Raw genomic sequence first — 23387 nt, 5'->3', positions numbered from 1 at the left:
CTTTGTTACACAACAACTTATTGACTAGAAAACATTTGGACCCAATAGTAATTTCCTTTACTATCCTGTGCTATCGCAACACCTGTATTTGTATAATGTTCTTTTAAAATATTATCTCGATGACTAGGTGAAGCCATCCATGCCTTTACAGCAACCTCAGGGGTTTGGATATTTCTCGCGATATTTTCTCCAAAGCTCGTGTAGTTATAATCAAATAATGTCGCTAGATCCCAAGGTGCACCATAATATGGAGAAACATGTTCAAAATAATGGCGTTTCACCATGTCCTGCGCTTTAATAATCGCTATTTGTGACAACTCTGGATCATAAACAACAGGTTCTAGCTTTTTCTTCTGTCTTTCAACATTAATTAACTCGACGACCTTTTTAGACCATTCTGTAGAAAGGTTTACAGTTGGAATATAATCCTTTGCCAAATAATCATAGGCCACTTCCAACTTGTTTATTTTTTGCTGAAAATGAATGCTTCGTTCAACAAATACAGCAAATTGAGCACGTGTCACCAACTGATCAGGTGCAAAATGTTTAACATCTACTCCACTTATAATACCTATATCAGCAAGCGATTCAATATAATTGTTTGCCCAATGCGAGCGAGGAATATCGGCGAATTGGGTATTATTTTTGCCGTCAACTTTAAACTGATACGCTAATGCTAGCATTTTCGCTACCTGCATACGCTTTAAAGGCTCCTCAGGATGAAAGGCTTCCCCTTTTTGGATAACCCCTAGTTTAACGAGCTGACAAATTTCGTTGTAATATGGGTGGGTTGTAGGAACATCCTTAAATTTTGCAGCATTCGAAATGTCTACATTGGTCTGAATAGAACGAGCAATAGCAGCTGCAGCCTCTGCCCTTGTAATAGCCTGCTCTGGCTTAAATGTGTTATCACTATATGTAGTCATATATTGTTTAGTAAGCATATGTTGTATCGAAGTGTTTGCCCAGTATGAATTCGAAACATCTACGGCCTTGGCTGATGCCGCTTCTACCTGACTTAAACTAGTTAAACTTCCAACGGTTGCAGCTATTGAAAGGACAACGATACTCAGAATTTTTTTCAACAGGGCTACCTCCTCAATATGTCAAATATGTAGCAAATGGTGCATCCTCATCACTTAAGGTTCAACCATACATACTATATGATACGAAATTCGAATGAGATAGTTTCACTTTTTTTGGAAAATAATAAATAGATTTATCTTTTATCATTATAGAAGGAGTTTTCCCGTATTATTCGTTGGGAAAACTCCTTTTTTCTCATACTATTGAATCATTTTAAGATATTCCTCTAAAATACGATAGTTATACACTAGTCCCTGTTGCTCTATCGATAATGCGCTGTAGTCTTTTTGAGCTGCTAGCACCTTTTTCTCGAATGATGTACTGTCCGGATCAATGTTTCCAATTGCTTGAACAACCTTGAGGACAGCTGCCACATCTTTTTCAGCTTGTTTGAGTAAGTCTTCATTGATAACTTGTCCTCGTAATTTAGAATCTAGTGCTTTATAAGCCGCCACTGCATTGGCCACATCTTCTATATAGGTTGGTGAACTTGGAGAAAGTCCTGCTATTATTTCAACGACTTTTTTGACATCTGCCATACTTTTCTCTGCCTCTAATAGGATTGAATAATTGGAGATACGCTGTTTATCTGTCGTATTCAAACTATCATATTCTTTACGTACCGCTTCAACCATACCAAAGTAGAACTTATCCTTAGGATTTAATTTTGCAATGTTATTATAGACTTTTATCACGTTGTCTAATGAAAGTAATAATTGGTCGTTATACACATAGCGTCTTTGGTCAGCATTAAGCTTATCGTATGCTTTTAAAATCTTTTGATATTGACTATCCATATCTTTAGCTGTTAAAAGTCGATCAATATCTTCCACAATACTAATAACCGGCTTTATCTGCTTTTCTTGGTCTTGTAATACTCTGTAGTTTTGTACAGCTCGTTGTTGATCCTTTGGTAAAGCATTATAAGCAGCACGAATTTCTTGAATACGTTTTACATACTGCTTTGGATCAACAGACGGTAAAGCCTCAATCATTTGCATTACATTGCCGGCACCTAGGATACTTGACTCAGCTGCTTGCAATAAGTGATAGTTTGTCACATATTGCTGCAAATCGGCAGGAAGGGCATCATAAAGTGAACGTACTTTTGCTGTATCTTGAAGGAATGTACTACTTGAAGATTTTAGCTTGCTAATCAATTCCACTACATTAGATACAGGCTCATATTTTAATAATACATCAATACTATCGATGTATTTCTTTTGATCTTTCGATAGTTTGTCATAGGCTTTACGTGCAGAGTTGACCTTACTAACAAAGTTTTTCGATTCTGGATCTAGTTCATTAATTTGTACCATCACACTTAAAATCGGTTTAACCCCTTTTTCACGTGTAGTTAAATCTTTAATATTCGTCACTAATTTCTTTTGGTTTGATGACAGTTTATCATAGGCTATACGTGCATTCATTAGCTTTGTTAAATAGTCTGCATCTTGCTCTTCTGTTAATTTAATGAGCTCAATTACGCCCTCAGCTAACCCCTGTTCATTTTCAGCAGCTACCAGTGCATCGTAGTTGACAATGGCTTGTTGCTTCTCTTTAGGTAATGCATCGTATAGCTCTCGTGCCGTTTTCATATCTTGGTAGAATGTTTTACTTGTTGGTTTTAATGTAGCAATCAAACCAATTAATGAAGCAACATCCTCTACAGCCGTGAGACTCGCATAATTTGTTACATGTTTTTTTGACACGTCATCAAGTGCGTTATAAGCCTTGCGTGCTGCAAGAACTTTTTTTGTATAATCCTTACTTGTTGGATCCAAGGCATTGATTTGTTGAATAACTTTGATGACAGCCTTATTGGTTTTCTCATAATTGCTTAAAGTTTTTGCCTGCTCCACAAGTTTCTGCGCATTTTTATCCAATGCTTTATAGGCTGCAGTTAGCTCCGCTACCTTCTGGACAAATGTGTCAGGATTCTCATTCATTAATGCAAGAACACGGTCATCAAATGCTTTCGCTGTATCGATATAGCCCTGTGCCTTTGTTAGGTCAGCATAATTAACGACTTTGTCTTGAAGTACTGTATCTACTAGCGCCGTATATGCATCTGTTGCTTTCTTTACGTCGTCTTTATACGTTTTTTTAGAAGTATTTAAAGCACTAATTTGCACAATAACATCAATCACAGGTACTACATTTTTCAAATCCTTATAATTTTGCACATAAGCTTTATTCTTGTCATCTAACTTTGCGTATGCTGTAAATACAGATTTTGCTTTTGAAATATAGCTCTTAGAGGATGGATCAAGTTTTTCAAATTGTGAGATGACATTAACAACCGTTTTATACGATTTCTCTATATTTGTTAATTCTTTAATATTCGTCACACTGCTTTTTGCTGATGATGGAAGTGCATCATAGGCAGCTCGTGCAGCTAGAATATCGGTAATTATATCATCTGATTTACTTAACTTTGAAATTTGCTCCTTCACACTTTCTATCTTTACATCTATATTGATAAGATTTTCTAGTGTCTTTTCAAGTTCACTTTTAATTTTAGCCAGTGGGGCTGCATCATCACCATTCCCAGGATTTAATTGAGAAACTTTAGATTGCAATTCCGTAAGTTGGGTTTTGTAATCATTCATGGTAGGTTTTAATGCTTTGATTTGCTTCGATAAAGTAGCATATTGGAATAAAAGATTTAATCGTTCACTCTTTTGCACTAATGTCTTTTCTTCCGGAGCTAGCTTGTCAAAAGCCGCTTGAGCAGTAAGTGTTTTACTCTCAAACGTAGTGGCATCTAATTTAATATTGTCGATTAATTTATCCACACTTAAAGAAGCTTTGTAAACCTTTTCCCATTTAGTCAATTCTGCTAGATTATTGACAATTTTTTTGACATTTGCCACGTTAATATTTGTTCCTGGAGGCGTATTATAAGCTTCACGTGCTTTAGTAATTGCCGTCACTTTAGAATCTGCTGTTGTGTTAATAGCAGATATAAGATCCTCAATTATTTTTGCAGAAGCAATATTTGCACTCGCTACTTCTAGATCTACTCCATTTTTTACAAACCCTTTAAGTTCACCTAAACCATCATAAGCTAATTTTAATGTAGAGACTGAGTCACGATAAGCAACTTCATTTGATATACGGAGTGCTGATATTTGTTTAGAGATACTGGCCATTTCAATATATTTTTCAAATTTAGCATTATCAGTAACTAACTTTTTCGAAGCTTCATCAAGACTATTATAAGATTTCTCAATAGATGCTACAGCACTTATAAAGCTTGTTGCTGACGAGAAGTCACCTGGATTTTTTTTCATTAACTGAGTAATACTTGTAGACACCTTATCGACTGCCGACAGTCCCGTTACAGCATCCTTATACTTTTTAAAAGGTGTTACCGCATCGTTGTTTGGATTATAGGCTTCAACCACTTTCTTTTGATCTGCTGATAATGCATTATAAGCAGTTGTAACACTATTTATGGCAGTAGGAATTCCTGTATTATCTGCAGGATTATTTAATAAACCAATTAAAGTATCTAATTCATTAGTAGCCACTTTCGCTGCAGTTGCGTCAACTTGCAATTTATAAAGTCTATCGATATCTGCTCCTTTGCCTTTAAAGTAGTTATTGCGTGCAGCCTCTTCATAGCCAAATTGTAAAACAGAGTTACGCATTGTTGATGCTATTTCACTGGCATTATTAATAAGTGCCACATCTAGAGCCTTTTTGAATTGATCCTGTACATATAGATATGATGCAGTGGTTTCTTTTTCCCCTAGAAATGTGCTATATGCATTTTTCACTTCTTCAACATCTTTAAAAAATGTTTTGTTTGAATACGAAATCGTACCAATCTTAGTGCCAATTTCTTTCAGCTTCGTTAATAGTTCACGGTGCTCAACTACATAATCATACTTCGCTTGTATAATTGCCTTTTCTTCAGGCAGAAATTCACTTGAATTTTGAACTACCTTGATATCTCCTTCTGCGATCACCATCTCACCAGCAGTAGAGTTCTCTGATAACTTTCCAAATTGGGCAATGAGCTGTTCCTTTGTCGTTGCAGCCGCTACAGCGTTGACATAGGAAACTTGCTCCGTTTGTGTTGTGACGCGAGATTGTGCATCATTTTCCTGCGCATTTGCTATAGCTGTAGGAGCTAGTAATAGACTTGTTATAACACCTGCTGTCAATTTTCGATTCAATCGAACCACCCTTTCATTTTTTATGTATAGGAAAATGATTGTGTTCATTTTCATTTATCTTGATTCTCCCCCTTTATATAGAAGGAGAAATACTTGTTTTTGTTACATATAGTGAATATGCGCAGAATCAAGATAAAGCCTCTGATAGATGTCACAGATTTTTTCAACCAAACTTTTTAAAAAAACTGGACACAATTGCGTAGAGGCGTAATTGATTAATCATTACTTTAGTATCGGTGTAAATTACATGTTTTCAAGCCATTCTATTACATTTACAGAATAATGAGCGTCAAAAGTAGTTTTTCAAATTTACTAGCTAGAAAAACAGGAAGTTATTTCAATTATACTATACAATAGATTTATCATGATTCTTCAGATTTTTGAACACCTACTGAATCAAGCCAAAGACTCTGGCAGATGTCACAGATTTTTCGTGCAAACTCGCAAAAATCTGGACGAAATTACGCTAAGTCGTAATTGATATTATGATGTTTTTCATCCATCGACATGTAATGACAGAATACGTTTTTTTCAACGAAATTATTGGAATAAAACAGCTATTTTCATATGTCATAATGTCTTGACTAGGTGTATACTACAACTTTGAAATCCTCTATTGGAAGAAAGGACGCTGTTTATGTTTTACCACTATAAGTTCTGGCATAGCTTAAAAAACCCTACCTACTTTACAAATATCGTAGAAAAAGGCGAGATCATCGGATATAAAAAACGCGTATTAACAGTTTTCATCCTATTCATCCTGTTATTCGCTGCTCGCGAGTATTGGGGAATGGGGACAGAAAATTTAACAACTTTATTCGCAACGGATTTACAAAATGAATACTATATAGCTCGATTGCTTTCCATGCTCGGCGCCATTTTGTGGGCGATTGTCTACTTTTGCTTCCATTATTACGGTGTTACATACATCTTACATCTATTAACGGACATTCCTTACACATGGATAAAAAGAGTCCAGCTTTACATTGTTGCCTTTCTACTAATTGAAAAAGCAATCCTCTTTGCTGTTTTCTATGGAGTTGGCTATACAACTTTGTTTTCATTCTTTTCTTTGGCTCCTGCTGCCTTACAGGTTATTAACACAGATTTTGTGTTATTTACCATCAATCAATTAACCATAACGACTGTATTAATAATTAGTGTGCAATATCTATTCCTGTCTAAATGGGAGGAAGCAGCTAGTAGAAAAATGTTAGTAGTCAAATTGATTGGTGTACAACTATTTATGGCCTTATTTGTAGGCATGATCAGTGTGCTACCAATTAAAGAATGGATTGCTAGGGGGTTAGGATGATGGCATCTATCAAAGCAAGACCATGGACAAGTATACTTATTGTGTTGGCGATACTAATAATCGGTATAAATGCTTATTTTGTTTTCAAAGATGATAGCAATGTGACACGATCCTACTTTATCGACGAATTTCAGAAAGCTTATATCGGCACGAATACAGAGCGTGTCAATAAGGAAACCATTGTGGCTCCCGCCGAGACATATACCATTACAGCTGATGCAACAAGTTTATCGGCTGTCAATGTAAAGCGAGGCCAGGAAGTAATGATGAATGATTTACTCGCTACCTATAAAACAGATGAAGTAGACGAGGAACTTACAAAACTTGAATCGGAACGTACTGCCTATGAAACAGAATTAAGTGATTTACAAGATGCACTTGATCAAATTGAAGATGAATACGACGACTCGAATCCAAAAAGCTCTATTAATACGGATCAAATCAATGATAAACTGTCCGTTACGTTAAAATTAGAGCTTGCTCAACAAAATTCACCATCGACAGCAGTTGCACTGTTAAATCGACATATTGCTGAAACGAATCGTCAAATTGCCCTCATTGAAGCGCAAATTACACAAATAGAGTCTCGTCAAGGCATTGTCAGTCCTATCGATGGTGTAGTGTCAGGGGTTAAAGAAGAAGCTGGTGCATTAACTTTTGAAATCTATTCTAATGAAAAAGCCATGTATGCCTATGTATCAGAAAATGAATGGCAACAAGTACAGGAAGGCCAAACTGTTGATTTTAAAGTGAAACATGTCAAAGATGCATTATCTGGAGTCGTATTAGAAAAACAAATGATCGCTACAGATGATCAAACATTTTGGGCAAATGAATTAGCCAAAACAACAACCTTACCACAACCAACCAATTACGAAGTAAAATTGCAACAGGATGCTCCAATAGACGATGTACCGTTTTCAACAACTGGCAAAGCCTCCATTATTGTCAATGAATCGTTCGACTCTTATAAAGTCGATAAATCGTGGTTAGCGACAACTAAAAGAGGAAATAAAAAGCTTCATATCATTAATCAAGATGGTAAAATCCAGTTGATAGATGTCAATGTCCAATTCAATACGGCTCAATCAGCTATTTTTACGGACTATGTCGATGAAGGAACGCCAATGCTCTCGAATGAGCAACGTAATATGGAAGCCTATACCTTCCGCACATTACCTATTGAAAAAATACATTGGAACCATTTTAAAAATTTAACTTGGAAACAATATGTGAAATACATCGTTTTCTAAATGCAAAATCCGCTTTACTCTCTTAAGAGCAAAGCGGATTTTTTCTTATGGGTTTTCCATAATTATTTTAATGTTAAGCATCTATTTAAGAAACTTGCAAACTGAGCACGAGTAATTTGTGCATCTGGTCTAAATGTATTATCTGGGAAACCTCCTGTTAAATCATTCGCCACAAGCGCTTGGATATTGCTGTACGCCCAATGCGTTGATTTAACATCTGTGAAGGATACTTTACTTGTACCTGTTAATTTGTATGCTCTTGTTAAAATTGCTGCCATTTCTGCACGTGAAAGCTGTCCATTTGGATTGAACTTCCCAGCTTCTTGCCCTTTAATAATGCCAGCCTGTTCGACTGCTGCAATGGCACTATATGCATAATGACCTTTACTTACATCTTTAAAGCTTGAATCTTTCGTCGTTGTTAGATTTAGTGCTCTAGCAATGATTGTAGCTGCCTCTGCACGTGTAATGGATGCTTCTGGTTTAAACGTTCCATTAGAGTAACCTTTAATTAACGATTTATTGTATAAGCTTTGGATTTCTGAAAACGCCCAATGCCCTTTCGTTACATCCGTATAAACTAATTCCTCGTGATTATCTTTATAAACAGCCTGCAATTGGTCAAAGTACAGCTGACCTTTCTTTTGAAGAGAAGCTGTCGGTTGAGCAACATATAGACGTTCGAATTTTAATGGCAATGCTATGTCACTTGGAATATTTGCCGTTACGTATTTCCAGCCACTCCAGTCTAAACCGCCCTGGCTTGTGAAATCAATCGTATGCCTAGCACCTGCGCCATCTACGACAACACCTCTTAGCCAATGCTTACCTGCATCGCCGAATACCCAAACACCGATATTTTTAGGCTGACCTGTAATCGCAATTGGTGTTTTAGCAACCATATAGGCGGCTTTTGTCCCTGATCCTGCTATAGTAAAGTCATAGTTTAATTGCATGCTTGCTGTTCCCTGTCTAGCATACTCTTTGGAGTTTGCTAATGTAGCATTGGCTTTTGCCAATTCTGTTGTCCAAGCAGACACATTATCAAAGCTATCTAGTACAATAGGTTTGTCTGCCAAGTCTATTACTTTCACAGCTGTGGACGTACGAATACCACCGTATTCCCCAATAATTTTCCCTTCACCTTTTTGTGTTGCTGTAAAGGTTGCGCCATCCATCTTGCCGATATTTCCTTCAACTGTCCAGTTCATACTCGCTGGGTTGATTGTCATCGGATTTAAGTATTGATCATAAGCACTCGCTACCTGCATATCTACAGACGAACCTTTCATGACTTGACCAACACTGCTTAACGTAATGGATTTTGCGTTCCCTGGTGGCGCTGTATTAACAACCTGTAAAATAGCCGATACACGACGCTCGCTACCCTCAGACGGTCTGTTCACAAGGTTGGCGAAATACCCTCCTGGGTTGCGCGCGACCATCGCTGTAGAACCGCCTCCATCTAAGTTAATAGCTGAAGTAGCACCAATAGAAATTAAATGTGCAGCTAAATCTGATAAATTAACACCATTACTATGACCACTTATACGTCCATCAATTGTAATCAGTGATACCTTTGTTCCTGTAGCATCTACCGCAACTGCTGTACGAGGGCTACGTGTTGAAGCAAAGCCAGAATTCGTAGGCATTGAAATATCAACTTGACCATTGCGCACAAGCATAGGTCCCGCAGCTAAGATGAACTGAGCATCCATCCATTTTTGATCAATCGATAAGCTGACATCCACATTTGTCCCTGCTGTGATTTTGCCTAATTCAGCGGCTAATTCTTTATTTTGTACAGAAATAACAAAGCCATCCGCTGGTACAGATGAGTTCCCCTCTGCCCCATAAGCCGTTACATGAGAAACTGTGCCTGAAAATTGATCACCAAAATGCAAGGTGCTTGTATCTTGGCTAGCACCTGACACGACCAATTCTACACCCCATGCATTTGTCCCTGTCGTTCTTTTTTCTGGTGTATATAAAACGTTTTTATTTGTCCCTCGTTCACTATTAATAAGATCAATAGGATAGCTTTTGCCATTTACTTGGAAAGATAGATTCGTTGTATAATAATCTGCTATCGCTTTCCCTGATTTAGATAAACCAAAAGCAACTGGCTTTTGTGTCGGGCTATCATACGTATCTCCCAAAATACCATAATTCACAATTTCATTCTTTTCCGCTAACAAATTCGCGGGCATACCATTTCCTAAAAAGTAAGAAGCGTTGACAGCTCCAACAACACGATGGCCATCGAAGGTGTTTTGCTTCGCCATAGCGGATGTTGTTTTTAGAGAATTAATAGGGTTCGGCATCCCAATTTCTAGTTTTGTATATGTATTATTTAAATTTACATCTAAAACATTTACAAACTGACGTATAGAACCTGAAGTATAGGTTTGTTGTACGTGATTTACTTGTGGTGATACCTCTGTTTTCACTTCACTAACTTTATTACCAAAACCAGCTGCTTGTCCATTAATGGGGCTAACCGTTAACATAAGCATGAACATGACTACAACAATTGTTACTAATTTTCTTGCCAATTTCTTCACTCCGAATTAATCAAAGTATGGCACGATATCATATCGCATGACCCGTGCCAGTGACTTCTTTATTTTGTTTCTACATAGATAGCTACTGGAAGATTAACCCCACCAGCATGTATCAGCTCTAATTCAATCGTATCTTTTGAACCCTTCATCTTGAAATCTGGTAGTTCAACATACTCTGCCCCTACTCTTAAAGAAGGCACTAAATACACCTGGCCATTGACCTTAATCCCACCACTGTATAAACCTCCACGACCCGCAAGTTTCAGCTTAATCGTTTTTGTAGAGCCTGTTGGATTGACAACAGGGATGGAAACTTTGTAGTTCATGCCGAAATGACCTGGATTTCCAACCGCCCCATTGATTTGGGACAATGAATTTTCAGCCGTTTGTAAATTGTCCGTACGGCCATTTGAAATGTTATAACCTACCTCAGGTGAATCTACTGTATAGGTTGGTAGCTCTGCTAGAATTGTAGCACTTGGCCATGCACCTCTTGGGTGTTTCGCATACTCATCAATCGCAACCTGGTCTGATTGGATCGTTGTTAAATCACTATTATCCTTTGTAAGCACTGTGCGAATCGTATACTCTGGCTTTCCACCATTAACCGCTTGAATATCTAAATCATGTAAAAAACCAATAATATATTCGTGGTGTAGATCGTATGTTTCAATTACCTTTGTTTCTCCTGGTGCTATGACAATACCATTACTGTCCGATTTTATAAGCTTGTTATTTAATGTAGCATCCGCAATCGTCAAGCCAAGATCATGACCTACCCAGCTATTACCTGTTTTTTGGTTAATGCCTTTTGAATCAGCGACCTTAATGCTTTCTGTCGTAGACTTGTTTTGAACCGTAATCCCAATAGTGACATCTGTACCTAACGTGTTGTAATGCCAGCCGAAGACACGATGTTTATTCGTTGCTGCCGTTGGTTTCACATCATATTGTGCAAGCGTCGCATTGTTCATTGGCACAAGTTTACGTGTTAGCGTTTCTGGATTATCACTAATGAATAAATCACGATCCCCCTCTAAACGAGCAGAAGGAACAACACTTGGCGATGAAGTAGTGCCATATGATTTTTCAAGGAAGGGGCTTGTGAACATATAACGATAAACGTAAATATACATTTCTTTTTTTTCCGTGATATAACGCAAATTTCCGCCTAGCGCATCGACAAGAAACTTAGCAGGCACGTACATTTTGCCTTTTTGAATAAAAGGTTTTTCTACCATTGTCACTGCTTCATTGTTTATCAAAGCTTGATTGCTATTCTCATTGAAAATAAAGCTCATACCACCAATTAGCAATTCAAAGGAACCATCAGGCTGCCATGTGCCAGAGGAATCATCTAAATAATCATAAATATAGCTGGCAGGTAAGTAAGTTCTTCCATCCTTCGAAACAATCGGATCTTTCATAACAATACGTTTGTTATTGATATGTAGAATATAAGGATCTTCTTGAGGTGTTTCTGGTTGCTCATCTGATAGCGTAATATCTACCGATTGCGTAACTGGATCCCAATGAACATTACCATCAAAGTTTTCACTCACGAAACGCAATGGCATATAAGTACGATCTTTATACATAAATGGTGCAACATCCATCGCTACCTCTTGTCCATCTACTAAAGCCGTCATCGAATCAATCTTTAAATCCACATTCTTTCCATTACGAGTAGCCGATGCTGTTAATGTTTCCTTATTCCAATCGACACTCGCACCAATCGCTTCATATAATGCACGCATAGGTAATAATAAGAAATCCGATTTATTTAAAATAGGGTCATTGACACTAATCGTCTCTCCATTAATCGTAATCGAAACATTGTTTTTTATCTGAATTCCATTGTTACTAGCTGCTGATGCAGACGCTTGTCCAGGCAAAATGGTAGCCAAAGCAACTGCTGATACAATACATGTATTCCTTAGTTTCTTAAACATGCTAATCTCCTTTTTTCACATTCAATAGTCTTTATCATCTTAACACGAAAAAACCCCAAAATGTGGGATTCTTATCGAAAAAAGTAGAATACGGTACTAGAGTTCTAGCCCTTCTCCTTCAAAAGCTTCATATGGAGTAAATGATATTCCAAAATACCAGTACATTTTCTATCAAACTTACATTGCTACTTAATAAATTCTTTTTATATCCCTCCTTGGACAGAATTTTAAAGTTATCAAGTTTCCTTTTTATCAAATGCATTGATGTATGAATAACATTTGATAAGTAACTTCATTATTTAATTTCTTTAGTACACACCAGTAGAACTATTTTCTAAAGTAGACTCGTTATAATAAAAAAAGGTTACATTGCTTTTGGGTAATCACAAAAGAAAATAAAGAAAATGAGGGTTACTGCCCTTATTACTTCGCTAAGTTGGATAATGCACTTTTTCCTTGCACCTTCAGTTGTGGCGGCAATCGATTCAAATCATTATGTTTCTATACTACCTATTCACTTTTGTCAACTCATATTAATTGCCAAAAGGTAAATAATTAAATTATCAAAATGAAATCGCTCACGACAGTTATATTAAAATATGATCAGTTTTAAGCATACAAAAGTAGCACCTGCTATGTATCGGGACTGAACCCCATTAGTGAGACAGTCTCAAAAAAGCATCACCCAACCAGTTTCCGATAATTAATTGGAGACTGGTTGTTTAATTTCAATTGAATACGAGTATTGTTATAATAATTTATATAATCTCTTACGGTTTGATCTACAATGGCCGTTGTAGTTCGAGTTAATCCGTCGAAATAAAACGTTTCTGCTTTGAGTGTCGCATGAAACGATTCAATTGGGCATTATCAGCGGGCGTTCCTTTACGGGACATGCTCATGATAATGCCCTTTGCTTTGATTGCTTGTTGGTACGCTGCTGAAGTATAAACCGACCCCTGATCGCTGTGTAAAAGACAACCTTGCGGTAAAACAGGTAATTGCTGAAGTGTATCTAACACAAGATTTACATTTTGAGTATCAGAAATGTGGTTGTCCTGTTTGTTTACGTTTTTTAACTTTCACACGACATTGCCAACCATACTTTTGCATTATACGTTGCACAGCCTTATGATTCACAACCCGATCTTGTCTTAAGATAGCTGTGATTTTTCGATAACCATAACGATATTTATTTGCTTTACAAAGTTCCCCAACGCTTTTCTCTAATTGGTACGCCCCTTGAATCCGTTTGGATTCTTGACGCCATCTATAATACGTAGATCGAGGGACATTCAATATTGCACATAGTTCTTGAACCGTTACTTGTTCTTTTAATTTTTCAATTATCTCCACAATTACTTATCAACCACTTCCTTTCCAATTCGGCGTACTTTTTTAAAACCTCAATTTGTTGCTTTAAAAATTTATTTTCTATCTCCAGCTGTTCGATAGCTGAAAGATCATCTGGACCTTTCCCAAAAGTATATTGCTTTCCCACAGGTTGTTTGAAACGATGCATTTCACCATTCTTATACCAACGTGTCTATGTTTCTATTTGAGTGTCATTACGTATATTTAACTCTGCTAATATCACTTTTGTAGGAATACCTTGTAACTTCATTTCAACTGCTTTTAATTTTACTTCTTGCGGATAACTCACTCTCGTTCCCATAAAAATAAGCACCTCCAATAGATATTAGGATACATTACCCTAAATTCAATTAAAGATGCTTTTTTGTTTTGTCTAACCCGAAGGGGTCAGTTCAATCGCAAGCACCTCTCTTTTTTCATTAGTGGCATTTATGAATGTCGTTGGTTTAATAAAATACCTCATTAAAATTTCAATTACTTTTTTCGCGTCAATTCAAGTATATAAAAAGTGTGAAATTGTTTGAATATCCAACAAATATTATAGAACAGCAAAAGAAAAGCCCTACACAGCCTTAGCTATGTAGAGCCCTTCCTCAATACTGAAATCACATTAGATTATCAGATTATTTGTGCACCAGGTGCAATAAATTTTAGTTTGCAGTTTCTATAACTGTTGCTGTTACAACACCGTTTGCTTTGTTAGTTACAATTACTTTATCAGCATTTGTTGTAGCAACAAAACGTGCTTTGAAATCATTATCAGCATTTAATGCTGCTGCAATAGCTGTTGCTGTTGCATCTACAGAAGCTGCTGCAGTAGTATCGATTGTCACAGAGATTGTTTTATCGAAGTTACCTAATACAGTAGATGTTTGAGCAACACGAACTTTAGCAGCTTTAATTGCTGTTGCTGGTTCTTGAGCTGCAGTTGTAACTGTAGCTTCAGCAATATTTGCAGTACCTGCATCACCTGCTACTTTATCAGTTGAAGTAGTTACATCCGTTACACCAGAGTCCACATTTGTAATAACAATGTTTAGCGCAGGGTCATTAGCAGCTACTGCTTTAGCTGTTAAAACAACCTCAGAACCATTTGTAGTAATGTCATATTTAGCTTTTAAATCATTTTCATTTAAAAGAGCATTTTTAACTTTTTCAGCAACTTGAGATGGTTGCTCACCAGCAGCTGTAGTTACTGGTTGAGATGCATAAACTTTAGCTCCATCTGTAACTTGAACATTAAATGTTCCGTTACCAAAACCACCAGCAGATAATAAAGTAGCAGTTTCTACTTGTTTAGTGCCATTAACACCTGGAGTAGTTGATGTTGTTGCACCAATTACTAAAGCATTGTTAGCTACAGTGAAGTTCACAGAAGTGAATTGATCATCTAAAGTGATTGTATCAGATGCTACTACTTTACCGATATCAGAACCAGCTGCAATTGTTGCACCAGTGATTGTGAATGTATGAGTAGTACCAGTACCAGCTACACTTGTTGCTGTTTCATTAGCATCAACAACACCGTTCTTGTTTAAATCGAACCAGTATTGGCTAGCTGAATTAATTGTAACAGCTTCAGAGAAAGTAACTTCAATAGTATTTGCAGTTTTAGCCACTGCAGATTTAAGTAAACCTGTAGAACCTACTACTGTTGGTGGTGGTGTGTTTGTTAATACATTGAATACATATACACCATCTACTAGTTTAATTGATAAAGATTGAGTTGTAGAACCGATTGCCGCTGCTAATGCTGCTTCAAATGCCGTTTCACTCACTGCGTCAGTACCATTAATTTGTAACTTTTGACCAGCATAGCTGTAAGAGTAAGATTTGTTGTTAACATCTGATACAGTAATTGTATTGTTAGTTGCATCAACAGCATTTACTTTAGCATGTAAGTCTTTTGTTGCATAAGTAGTAAATTCGTTGCTAGCTGTTAATAATTGTGGTAATGATGCATCAGATGCAGAAGCCACTACATTTACAGATGTTGCGATTGCATTTTTACTAGAAACTTTAATGCTTGCTACACCTTGATTATTTGTTTTTACTACAAATGTTCCAGTACCTGTGCTACCTTGAGCAACTTCACCTGCAGTGCTTCCAGGAGCAAATGAACCTGTTCCAACAGTAACGTTTACTGGGTTGAATGTTGTAGATACTTCGAATGTTACTAAATAGTTAGCACTTGTAGTAGCTGGACGGTATGCTTTACCGTTTTGGTCAACTGTTGAGTACGTGTATTCAACTGTTTCAGAAGCTGTAACAGATTTTTCATCTACTTTAAGTGAAGCTGTTTTTACAACTGCATCAGAGAAGTATACGATTTCGCCTACTTGTTGTAGATCGTTCGCATCTAAACCTACTTTGTCGCCTGATTCAACATATACAGTTGGAGTTGCATAAGCATCTTTATAACCGATTAATGTGAATGAAACTTCACCTTTAGCATTTGTTGTTAAATTAGCAGTTTTCTTAATTCCAGTAACTGGAGTAGAAGCATCATTTGTTAATTTAGTTACAGTACGAGTGTTGTTGTCAACTACGTATACTGCGCCACCATTAGTTTTTAATGCAGAACCAATGTTAATTTCAACTTTTACTGGTGTACCAGCTGGAGCTGTTTTGCCGTTTTTGTCCGTTACAGTTGCTTTGTAATCACGACCACCTGTGTTTACTAATGCATCATTTAATTGATCTTTTGTAAACGTTTTTGTACCATCTACTGCGATTGTTTCTAATGAATCAGCAAGGTGGTTTTTGTCATCATCTAAGAATGATGCTGCATATTGAACACCTTCAGCTTTTAAATCTAAACCTAAAGTTTGTACTTTAGAGAATGTTACTTTTGGAGATGCAGCAAATAATTCTGTCTCTTCAAAACGACCTTCTGAACCAGCAGCGTTTGTTGGGTTTACTTTTTGGTCAACGAATACGAATGGTGTAATCGTTGCATTGCTACCAGATAAAGTGAATACTGCTTCACCGTTAGCATCTAATTCTAATTCTACTTCTTTAACAAAGTTGTTTAAGTTGTTTGAACCAGATGTAGATGTAGTGAATTGACCTGGGTAGCTTAAGTTTGTACCTTTTGAATCGATAACATCTACAGTTTTAACTGCTTTGTCTGGAGTTACGTTAATGTTTTCTTGGTAGCCAATGTTTACTTTATAACGTAAGTTACCAGCCGCGTCTTTTAACTGTACGCCATTTGCACCAAGGATTGGTTCAGCATGCCCTAAAGCTGCTTTAACTTTATAAACTTTTTTACCACCGTTAGTAACAGTGTTACCAGCAGTTACTTCTGTAATTGCTAATGGTTGGATGTTAGCCCAGTATACTTTTGAGAATGAACGAGCTGTTGGGTTACCAGTAGCATAAGCTTGCACTTCATCATGAGAAGCAAGTTGGTATGAAGTTTGAGCGTAACGAGTGTAAGTATAAGTAGCTACACCATTTTCGTCAGTTTTAGCTTCAGCAACGATTGGTTGGTTTAAAGTAGCTGTGTTGATTTGAGCGTTGTTAACGATGTTGAAAGTTACAGGGATACCAGCTTTAGATTGTCCAGCAGCAACTTCAACTTGTGCTTTTAATGTTACTTGAGCACCAACTTGAGCTTGTAAAGATTTTTCAGAGATGTTTACAGCTGTAGGAATAACCGCAGAAACACCTTTGAATTTACCGATTTTTTCTTCTTTGTAAGAAACCGTGTATTCTTTATCAGCAGTTTGAGCTTCAGTAGTTAATACTACTACTTTTTTGTCTGATTGCTTAACAGCAGCGTTTGTAACTTTTAATCCTTCGATTGTGAAGTTTTCTGCTTTTACGTTATCAGTATCCACTTCTTCGTCGAATGTTACTTCAACAGTAGTGTTGTTGATAGCTTTTACAGAAGCATCTACTGGGTTTTCAGCGTCAACTAGATCAAGAGTACGAGCGAATACTACTGCGAAGTCTTGACGAGTGATTGCTGCATTTGGTTTTAAGTTTAATTTGCCGTTTTCTTCAGAACCAGTGAAGATTCCGTTTGCTACAGCTGTTTCTAGAGCAGTTTTAGCCCAAGGTTTAACTTGAGAAGCGTCAGCGAATTGACCTAGGCCTTCGCTACCTTCTAAACCGAAAGCATCAACAAGAACTTTAGCTGCTTCAGAACGAGTTAAAGATTTGTTTGGTGCAAATTCGTTTGCACTAACGCCTTCGAAGATACCGTTAGCTACTACTGCTGCGATTGAGTTGTAGTACCAAGCACCTTTTTTAACGTCTGAGAAGTTTACATCTCCGTCAGCTTCTAATTCTAAAGCTTTTGTGAAGATTTCTGCAGCTTGTGCACGAGTCACAGTGTTAAGTGGGTTGAAGTTCCCGTTAGTGTCACCTTGGATTACGCCTTGGTCAACTAAAGATTGAACTGCTTCTTTAGCGTATCCAGAGATTTTGTTATAGTCGTTTACTTGCGCAGCAGATGCTACAGGTACGATTGCCGATGCAACTAATGCAGCTGTTGCTGATGCCGCGAAGAACTTACGGCCTTTGTTTTGCTTTGCCATTAATGTATTCCTCCCTAAAATTCCTTAAATTGATATTAATCCAATGAAAACTATAGTACCGCCTAGTTACCTAAATGTATGTATTATAGCTTTCTTGAATAATACAAAACTAAAGCAAATTTGTTAGTAAATTTACTAGAAAAAGCGTAGTAGAATACCATTCTAGTAAGTTTATTCACTTTCTACAATAATATAACACTATCCTTACCTAAATTCAAGCATCGGGGCATAAATTTAGATATAGAAGATTTTTTTACCATGGTATTTATACCATACCAATGTTCTTCCAACTAAATTCACCCTCAATTGGGTTGGTAACATATAGTTCCGTTTCCTATTATACCTTACTCTCAATAATAACCAAGCATTTTCTGGAATGGTTACTAAATTGTCAAAAATTAAAGACTCCCGTAATATTTTAGTTATAATTGTAAAGAAACAGAAATATAGCTAGAGATTTTTAGCGAATTATGCCTCTATGTTTCCTTTTTCATAGATTTCTTCATTATTAAGTAAGAGCTAAAATTATCTGTCCCCATGTTGTAATAATAGATTGCCTTTTTTTATGCTACACTTTTGGTAGTTTGATAGAATAACCATCAGCTATTGAAGGGAGCTAAAAAAATGAAACGCAAATTTCCTCTTTACGGGGCAGTGCTTGCAGGAATGCTATATCTTGCACCTACTACCGCTTCAGCAGAAGATATTTCGAAGCACTGGGCCTACCATGAAATGAACTATCTAATTACGAACGATTTAATGAAGGGTGATGAATTCGGCAACTATCGTCCAAATGATGCTGTTACTCGTGCTGAATTTGCAGCATTTCTAGTCAGAACAATTAACTTGCCAGTTGCTTCTAGTCATGCAACCTTCTCAGATGTCAAGAAAGGCGACTGGTATTACGGAGTCATCGAGCAAGCAAGCTATCATGGATTGATTAAAGGTGACGAGCAGGGCAAATTCAACCCGAACGCTCATATTAATCGTCAGGAAATGGCGGCTATGTTAAAAAGAGCCCTCAATTACCAAAACATCAACACATCTTCCTCCCCTATTAACTTTAGTGACAATGCTCGTATTGCCAAATGGGCCTATGCTGATGTACAAGCTGTTGTCACAACAGGGCTACTTGTCGGGAAGCCAAATAATCAATTTGCACCTCTCGCCCAAACAACACGTGCTGAAGCAGCGACCGTACTCTATCGTTTAATCCACTTGGAAGCACCCGAGACTGGTGGGAAGCAATACTCAACGACGAACTACTCACAAGATTACGCTTCCGTGGTTAATAAACAAGCTACCAATAATCCAAAGGTCGATGGTGCTGGCATTTTTACGGCTAGCGACGCACTAGTGTCATACTATGTACACCCTAAGAGCTTTATGCAAGATAGCCCATCTTTTTATCAATTTTTAAAATTATCTACGGTAGTCAATAATTTGAATGCCAAGGAACTGAACGATAAAGTGCTTGCTAATAAAGGAAGCTTGGCAAGTATGGCTGATGCCTTTATTCAGGCGGGTGTCGATAACAATGTCAATGCTATTTACTTGTTATCACATGCTTTACATGAAACAGCTAATGGTAGCTCTGCACTTATTAAAGGGATTGAGGTTGGCTTAGATACGAATGGAAAACCATTGATGGTGACCCCTGAAAATCGAGATAGTTTAACGACTATTCAGAAAACTTATAATGCATATGGTATTGGTGCTATTGATGCTGATGCCAATAAATATGGTGCTGAACGTGCTTATACAAATGGTTGGTTTACTGTACAGGATGCTATTATTGGCGGCGCACAATTTGTAAAGGATCAGTATATTAGTAAAGGCCAAGACACGTTGTATAAAATGCGCTGGAATCCTGAGAACCCAACCGTCCATCAATATGCTACACATGTCATGTGGGCAGTGATTCAGGCGAAGAAGATTTATGATATTTACGAATTAATTGGGGCAGTTACAACAACGAAATTAGTATTTGATGTTCCTGCTTATCAAGGTCAGCCTTCCGCTCCATCTTTACCTAGCGCTACGAAGCAATATGCTTTAGATCCATATTTGGCTGGGGCAACTGGAAAGGCTACAACTAATCTCAATATGAGAACGTATCCAAATACAGCTGATGCTGCATCCATTATTACGAATTTACCAAAGGACACATCCTTTAAAGTACTTGGCGAAAATGGTGGCTGGTTCAAAGTCAGTGTCAATGGACAGGAAGGCTGGGTGTTTGATGATTATGTTCAGCTTGAAAATGGTTTACAGATTGTCGATATGAACATCACGCTTAATGTTCGAAGTGAACCATCTACTACTGCTGCTATTTTAGGTACCGTTAAACCAAATGGCTTTATTATCGGTGCTGTAGATGATAAAGGTGAATTCATTAAAAATGGTGCCTGGTATCAGGTTATCTATAACGGAAAAACTGGCTGGGTGCATAGCGATTATATTGTAAAAAAATGATTACCCTGCGAAGATCCAAAAAAGAGTGCGACATTGTTTCGCACTCTTTTTTGTTGTATTTTTTCGCACCTACATAAAACGCTATATAATAGAAGAAACTCGGAATTTCCGGTTATGAACACCTCTATTGCCTCATGAAATTCAGGACATTTTTTAGTTCATTCTGCTGTTGATTTGTTTCCATATAAGTCATAGCATCTACCTGCCTATGACGATGGATATCCTTTTTATTTACCCTATACCAATAGGTAAACTCTTATCGAAAATTTCCTGTCAATATTGCTTTTATGGTATGATAGATTGCAGTGAAAAAGGAATTACAGAAAGGTTTGAACACTATATGAGGCATGTAACGATTATGGGCGTACCCTTTTTACATATAAGTCAGCAAGGGTTTGTAGATCTACTCGTTAATCGTATTGAACAGCAAGAAAAGACTTTCGTTGTCACAGCCAATCCTGAAGTTGTTATGCAGGCGAATGAAAATCCTACTGTGAAGAATTATTTAGAACAGGCAACCTACATTTGTGCGGATGGCATCGGTGTTGTGAAGGCTGCACAAATACTGGGGGATTCGCTTCCAGAACGTGTGACAGGCTATGATACAATGGTAAAACTTTTGGAGGCTGGACAGCAAAAACGCTTTAAAATTTATTTATTGGGCGCACAAAAAGAAACAATCGAAAAGACTATCGCCAATATTCATAAGAATTATCCAAATGTTGAAGTCGTAGGCTATCATGATGGATTCTTCGACTGGAATAACAATCATATTGCCAATGATATTGCAGCATTACAACCTGATCTGGTGTTTGTGGCTTTAGGCGTACCGAGACAGGAAAAATGGATTACTGAAAACCTGGATAAGTTTTCAAAAGGTGTATTTATCGGTGTAGGTGGTTCCTTCGATGTCATCGCTGGTACTGTGAAGCGTGCGCCAGTCATTTGGCAAAAGTTAAACCTTGAGTGGCTCTATCGATTGTTACGCCAACCAAGTCGATTTATAAGAATGCTCGTTCTTCCTCGCTTTGCTTTAAAGGTTTTCGCATTAAAGCTTAAAGGACAGGGCAAAACAACATGAGTCAATCAACATTTGTCAAAAGTACACTCGTCTTAACAGTTGCGACATTACTTTCAAAAGTAATCGGTAGTATTTTCCGTATACCGCTTCAAAATATTGCTGGTGATGAAGTACTTGGTATTTTTAGTCTTGTCTACCCTGTCTATATGGTGGCGTTGTATTTATCTGTTGCTGGTATCCCTATCGCTATTTCTAAGCTGATTGCGGAAGCTAACACGAGTCATGATACTGCCAAAATTAAGAAAATTTATGTGACCGCAAGAATCCTTGCCCTATCCTTTGGCGTCATTAGTTTTACAATCATTTACGGCTTTTCAGCACAGATAGCGAATGCACTTGGTGGACCATCAACAGAAATTGCGTTAATTATTGTGGCAATGACGTTACTTGTAGCTCCTTATATGGCTGTCTATCGAGGATTTTTCCAAGGCTTTGGAGATATGCGACCTACTGCCATCTCTCAGGTGATTGAGCAGTTAGTCCGTGTTGCTTTGATTTTAATTGTTGCATATTTCCTTGTTGCGATGGATTATTCGAATGATATTGTAGCTGGTGGAATTATGGCTGGTTCTGTTTTAGGAGCACTCGGATCACTTTGCTATTTACTCTATAAATATTTCCGTTCTTCGGTAAAAGTGAAAAGCAAGGAGAAATACTCCAGTAAGGATTTCTCAACATATAGTAAGACGATATTAAAGATCTCCATTCCGATTGCGATTGGTTCTATTACAATGGCACTTTTTAACTTTGTGGATTCCTTTACAGTCACATACGGGTTGAGAAATGCAGGAGCTGATGCAAGTGAAATTAGCTTCCTTTACGGGATCTATGGTCGAGGACTGACATTGGTTCAAATTACGACTGTTTTTGCTTCTTCGATTATTTTACCACTTGTGCCACTGATTACTACTAAGATTGCCGAACGTAAAATGGATGAAACACGCAGTATTATTGAGCAAACACATCGTATGACTCATCTCATATCATGGCCAGCTGCTATTGGACTGCTAGCCTTAACCTTGCCTTTAAATCTAGCTCTTTTCAAAGACTTAGAGGGGAGCTTAATGTTAGCCATGATTAACCTTAGCTCAGTCTTTACTTCACTGACGCTTCTTGGGACAGGCGTTTTACAGGGGATGAATGCTGCCAAAACAGGCGCCCTCATTATTTTGAGTGGTGTTGTTCTGAAGGTGTTTGCGAACATCTTCTTCATTCAAGCATTCGGTTTAGATGGTGCTGCCTATGCAACATTGTTGGTGTACTTTGTGTTATTTATTGTGAATACTGTCTTTATATATCGTAGGATTCGCTTTACTGTTCTTGGAAAAAATACGGTGAAAATGATTGTGTCTTCGATCGTAATGGGAGCAGCTGTTGGTTTACCAACGCTTTGGCTTGATTTTACACATTGGTCTCGTATGTGGGCAATGGGCTATCTGACTATTGCTATCATCGTTGGAGGAGCTATTTACTTCCTTTTACTATGGGTAATGAAAGCTATTCATAAACAAGATTTAAAGAAAATCCCTGTTATCGGAAAAAGATTTTCATAA

General features: G+C 37.4%; 10 protein-coding genes and 1 pseudogene. 5 read left to right on the top strand and 6 right to left on the bottom strand.

The features are described from left to right. Nucleotides 1–17 precede the first annotated feature (17 nt). Entirely contained in the window at nt 18–1085 is a 1068-nt protein-coding gene (locus AO843_RS11775; protein WP_054611290.1) for a CAP and S-layer homology domain-containing protein, read from the bottom strand. 201 nt (nt 1086–1286) lie between these two features. Further along, complete coding sequence (locus AO843_RS11770; RefSeq protein WP_231630131.1) at nt 1287–5282, bottom strand: rhoptry family protein; 3996 nt, start codon at nt 5280–5282, stop codon at nt 1287–1289. A gap of 628 nt (nt 5283–5910) precedes the next feature. Between AO843_RS11770 and AO843_RS11765 the strand changes: the two genes are divergently transcribed. Next, entirely contained in the window at nt 5911–6588 is a 678-nt protein-coding gene (locus AO843_RS11765) for a hypothetical protein (RefSeq protein ID WP_054611289.1), read from the top strand. Next, on the top strand, nt 6588–7841 hold the full coding sequence (locus AO843_RS11760; protein ID WP_054611288.1) for an HlyD family secretion protein: 1254 nt from the start codon (nt 6588–6590) through the stop codon (nt 7839–7841). Before AO843_RS11765 ends, AO843_RS11760 begins: the two co-directional genes overlap by 1 nt. Before the next feature lie 62 nt (nt 7842–7903). On the opposite strand, the gene AO843_RS11755 is transcribed toward AO843_RS11760, so the two are convergent. From AO843_RS11755 to AO843_RS11735, 4 genes and pseudogenes are all read right to left on the bottom strand, one after another. Then, nucleotides 7904–10405: an S-layer homology domain-containing protein gene (locus AO843_RS11755; protein WP_231630128.1), complete on the bottom strand. Its 2502-nt coding sequence runs from the start codon at nt 10403–10405 to the stop codon at nt 7904–7906. A 59-nt stretch (nt 10406–10464) separates the two neighbouring features. Continuing rightward, a complete protein-coding gene (locus AO843_RS11750; RefSeq protein ID WP_054611286.1) occupies nt 10465–12357 on the bottom strand; it encodes a stalk domain-containing protein in 1893 nt (630 codons plus the stop codon). 681 nt (nt 12358–13038) lie between these two features. Then, nucleotides 13039–14032: pseudogene (locus AO843_RS11745) on the bottom strand (IS3 family transposase). A gap of 349 nt (nt 14033–14381) precedes the next feature. After that, nucleotides 14382–18278, bottom strand: a complete 3897-nt coding sequence (locus AO843_RS11735; protein WP_054611285.1) for an S-layer homology domain-containing protein — start codon at nt 18276–18278, stop codon at nt 14382–14384. Between the two features lie 624 nt (nt 18279–18902). Here AO843_RS11735 and AO843_RS11730 point away from each other — a divergent pair. The 3 genes from AO843_RS11730 to AO843_RS11720 all read left to right on the top strand — a co-directional run bounded on the left by AO843_RS11730 (nt 18903) and on the right by AO843_RS11720 (nt 23387). Further along, nucleotides 18903–20753, top strand: coding sequence for an S-layer homology domain-containing protein (locus AO843_RS11730; RefSeq protein ID WP_054611284.1), 1851 nt, complete (start codon nt 18903–18905; stop codon nt 20751–20753). A gap of 340 nt (nt 20754–21093) precedes the next feature. Further along, nucleotides 21094–21834, top strand: a complete 741-nt coding sequence (locus tag AO843_RS11725) for a WecB/TagA/CpsF family glycosyltransferase (RefSeq protein ID WP_231630127.1) — start codon at nt 21094–21096, stop codon at nt 21832–21834. Next, nucleotides 21831–23387, top strand: a complete 1557-nt coding sequence (locus AO843_RS11720; RefSeq protein WP_054611282.1) for a putative polysaccharide biosynthesis protein — start codon at nt 21831–21833, stop codon at nt 23385–23387. The genes AO843_RS11725 and AO843_RS11720 overlap by 4 nt, the downstream gene beginning before the upstream one ends.

The organism is Lysinibacillus sp. ZYM-1 (genome assembly GCF_001308875.1).
Lineage (GTDB): Bacteria > Bacillota > Bacilli > Bacillales_A > Planococcaceae > Lysinibacillus.
Note: the sequence above shows the minus strand (reverse complement) of the source record. Positions and strands in the feature narration are given on the sequence as shown.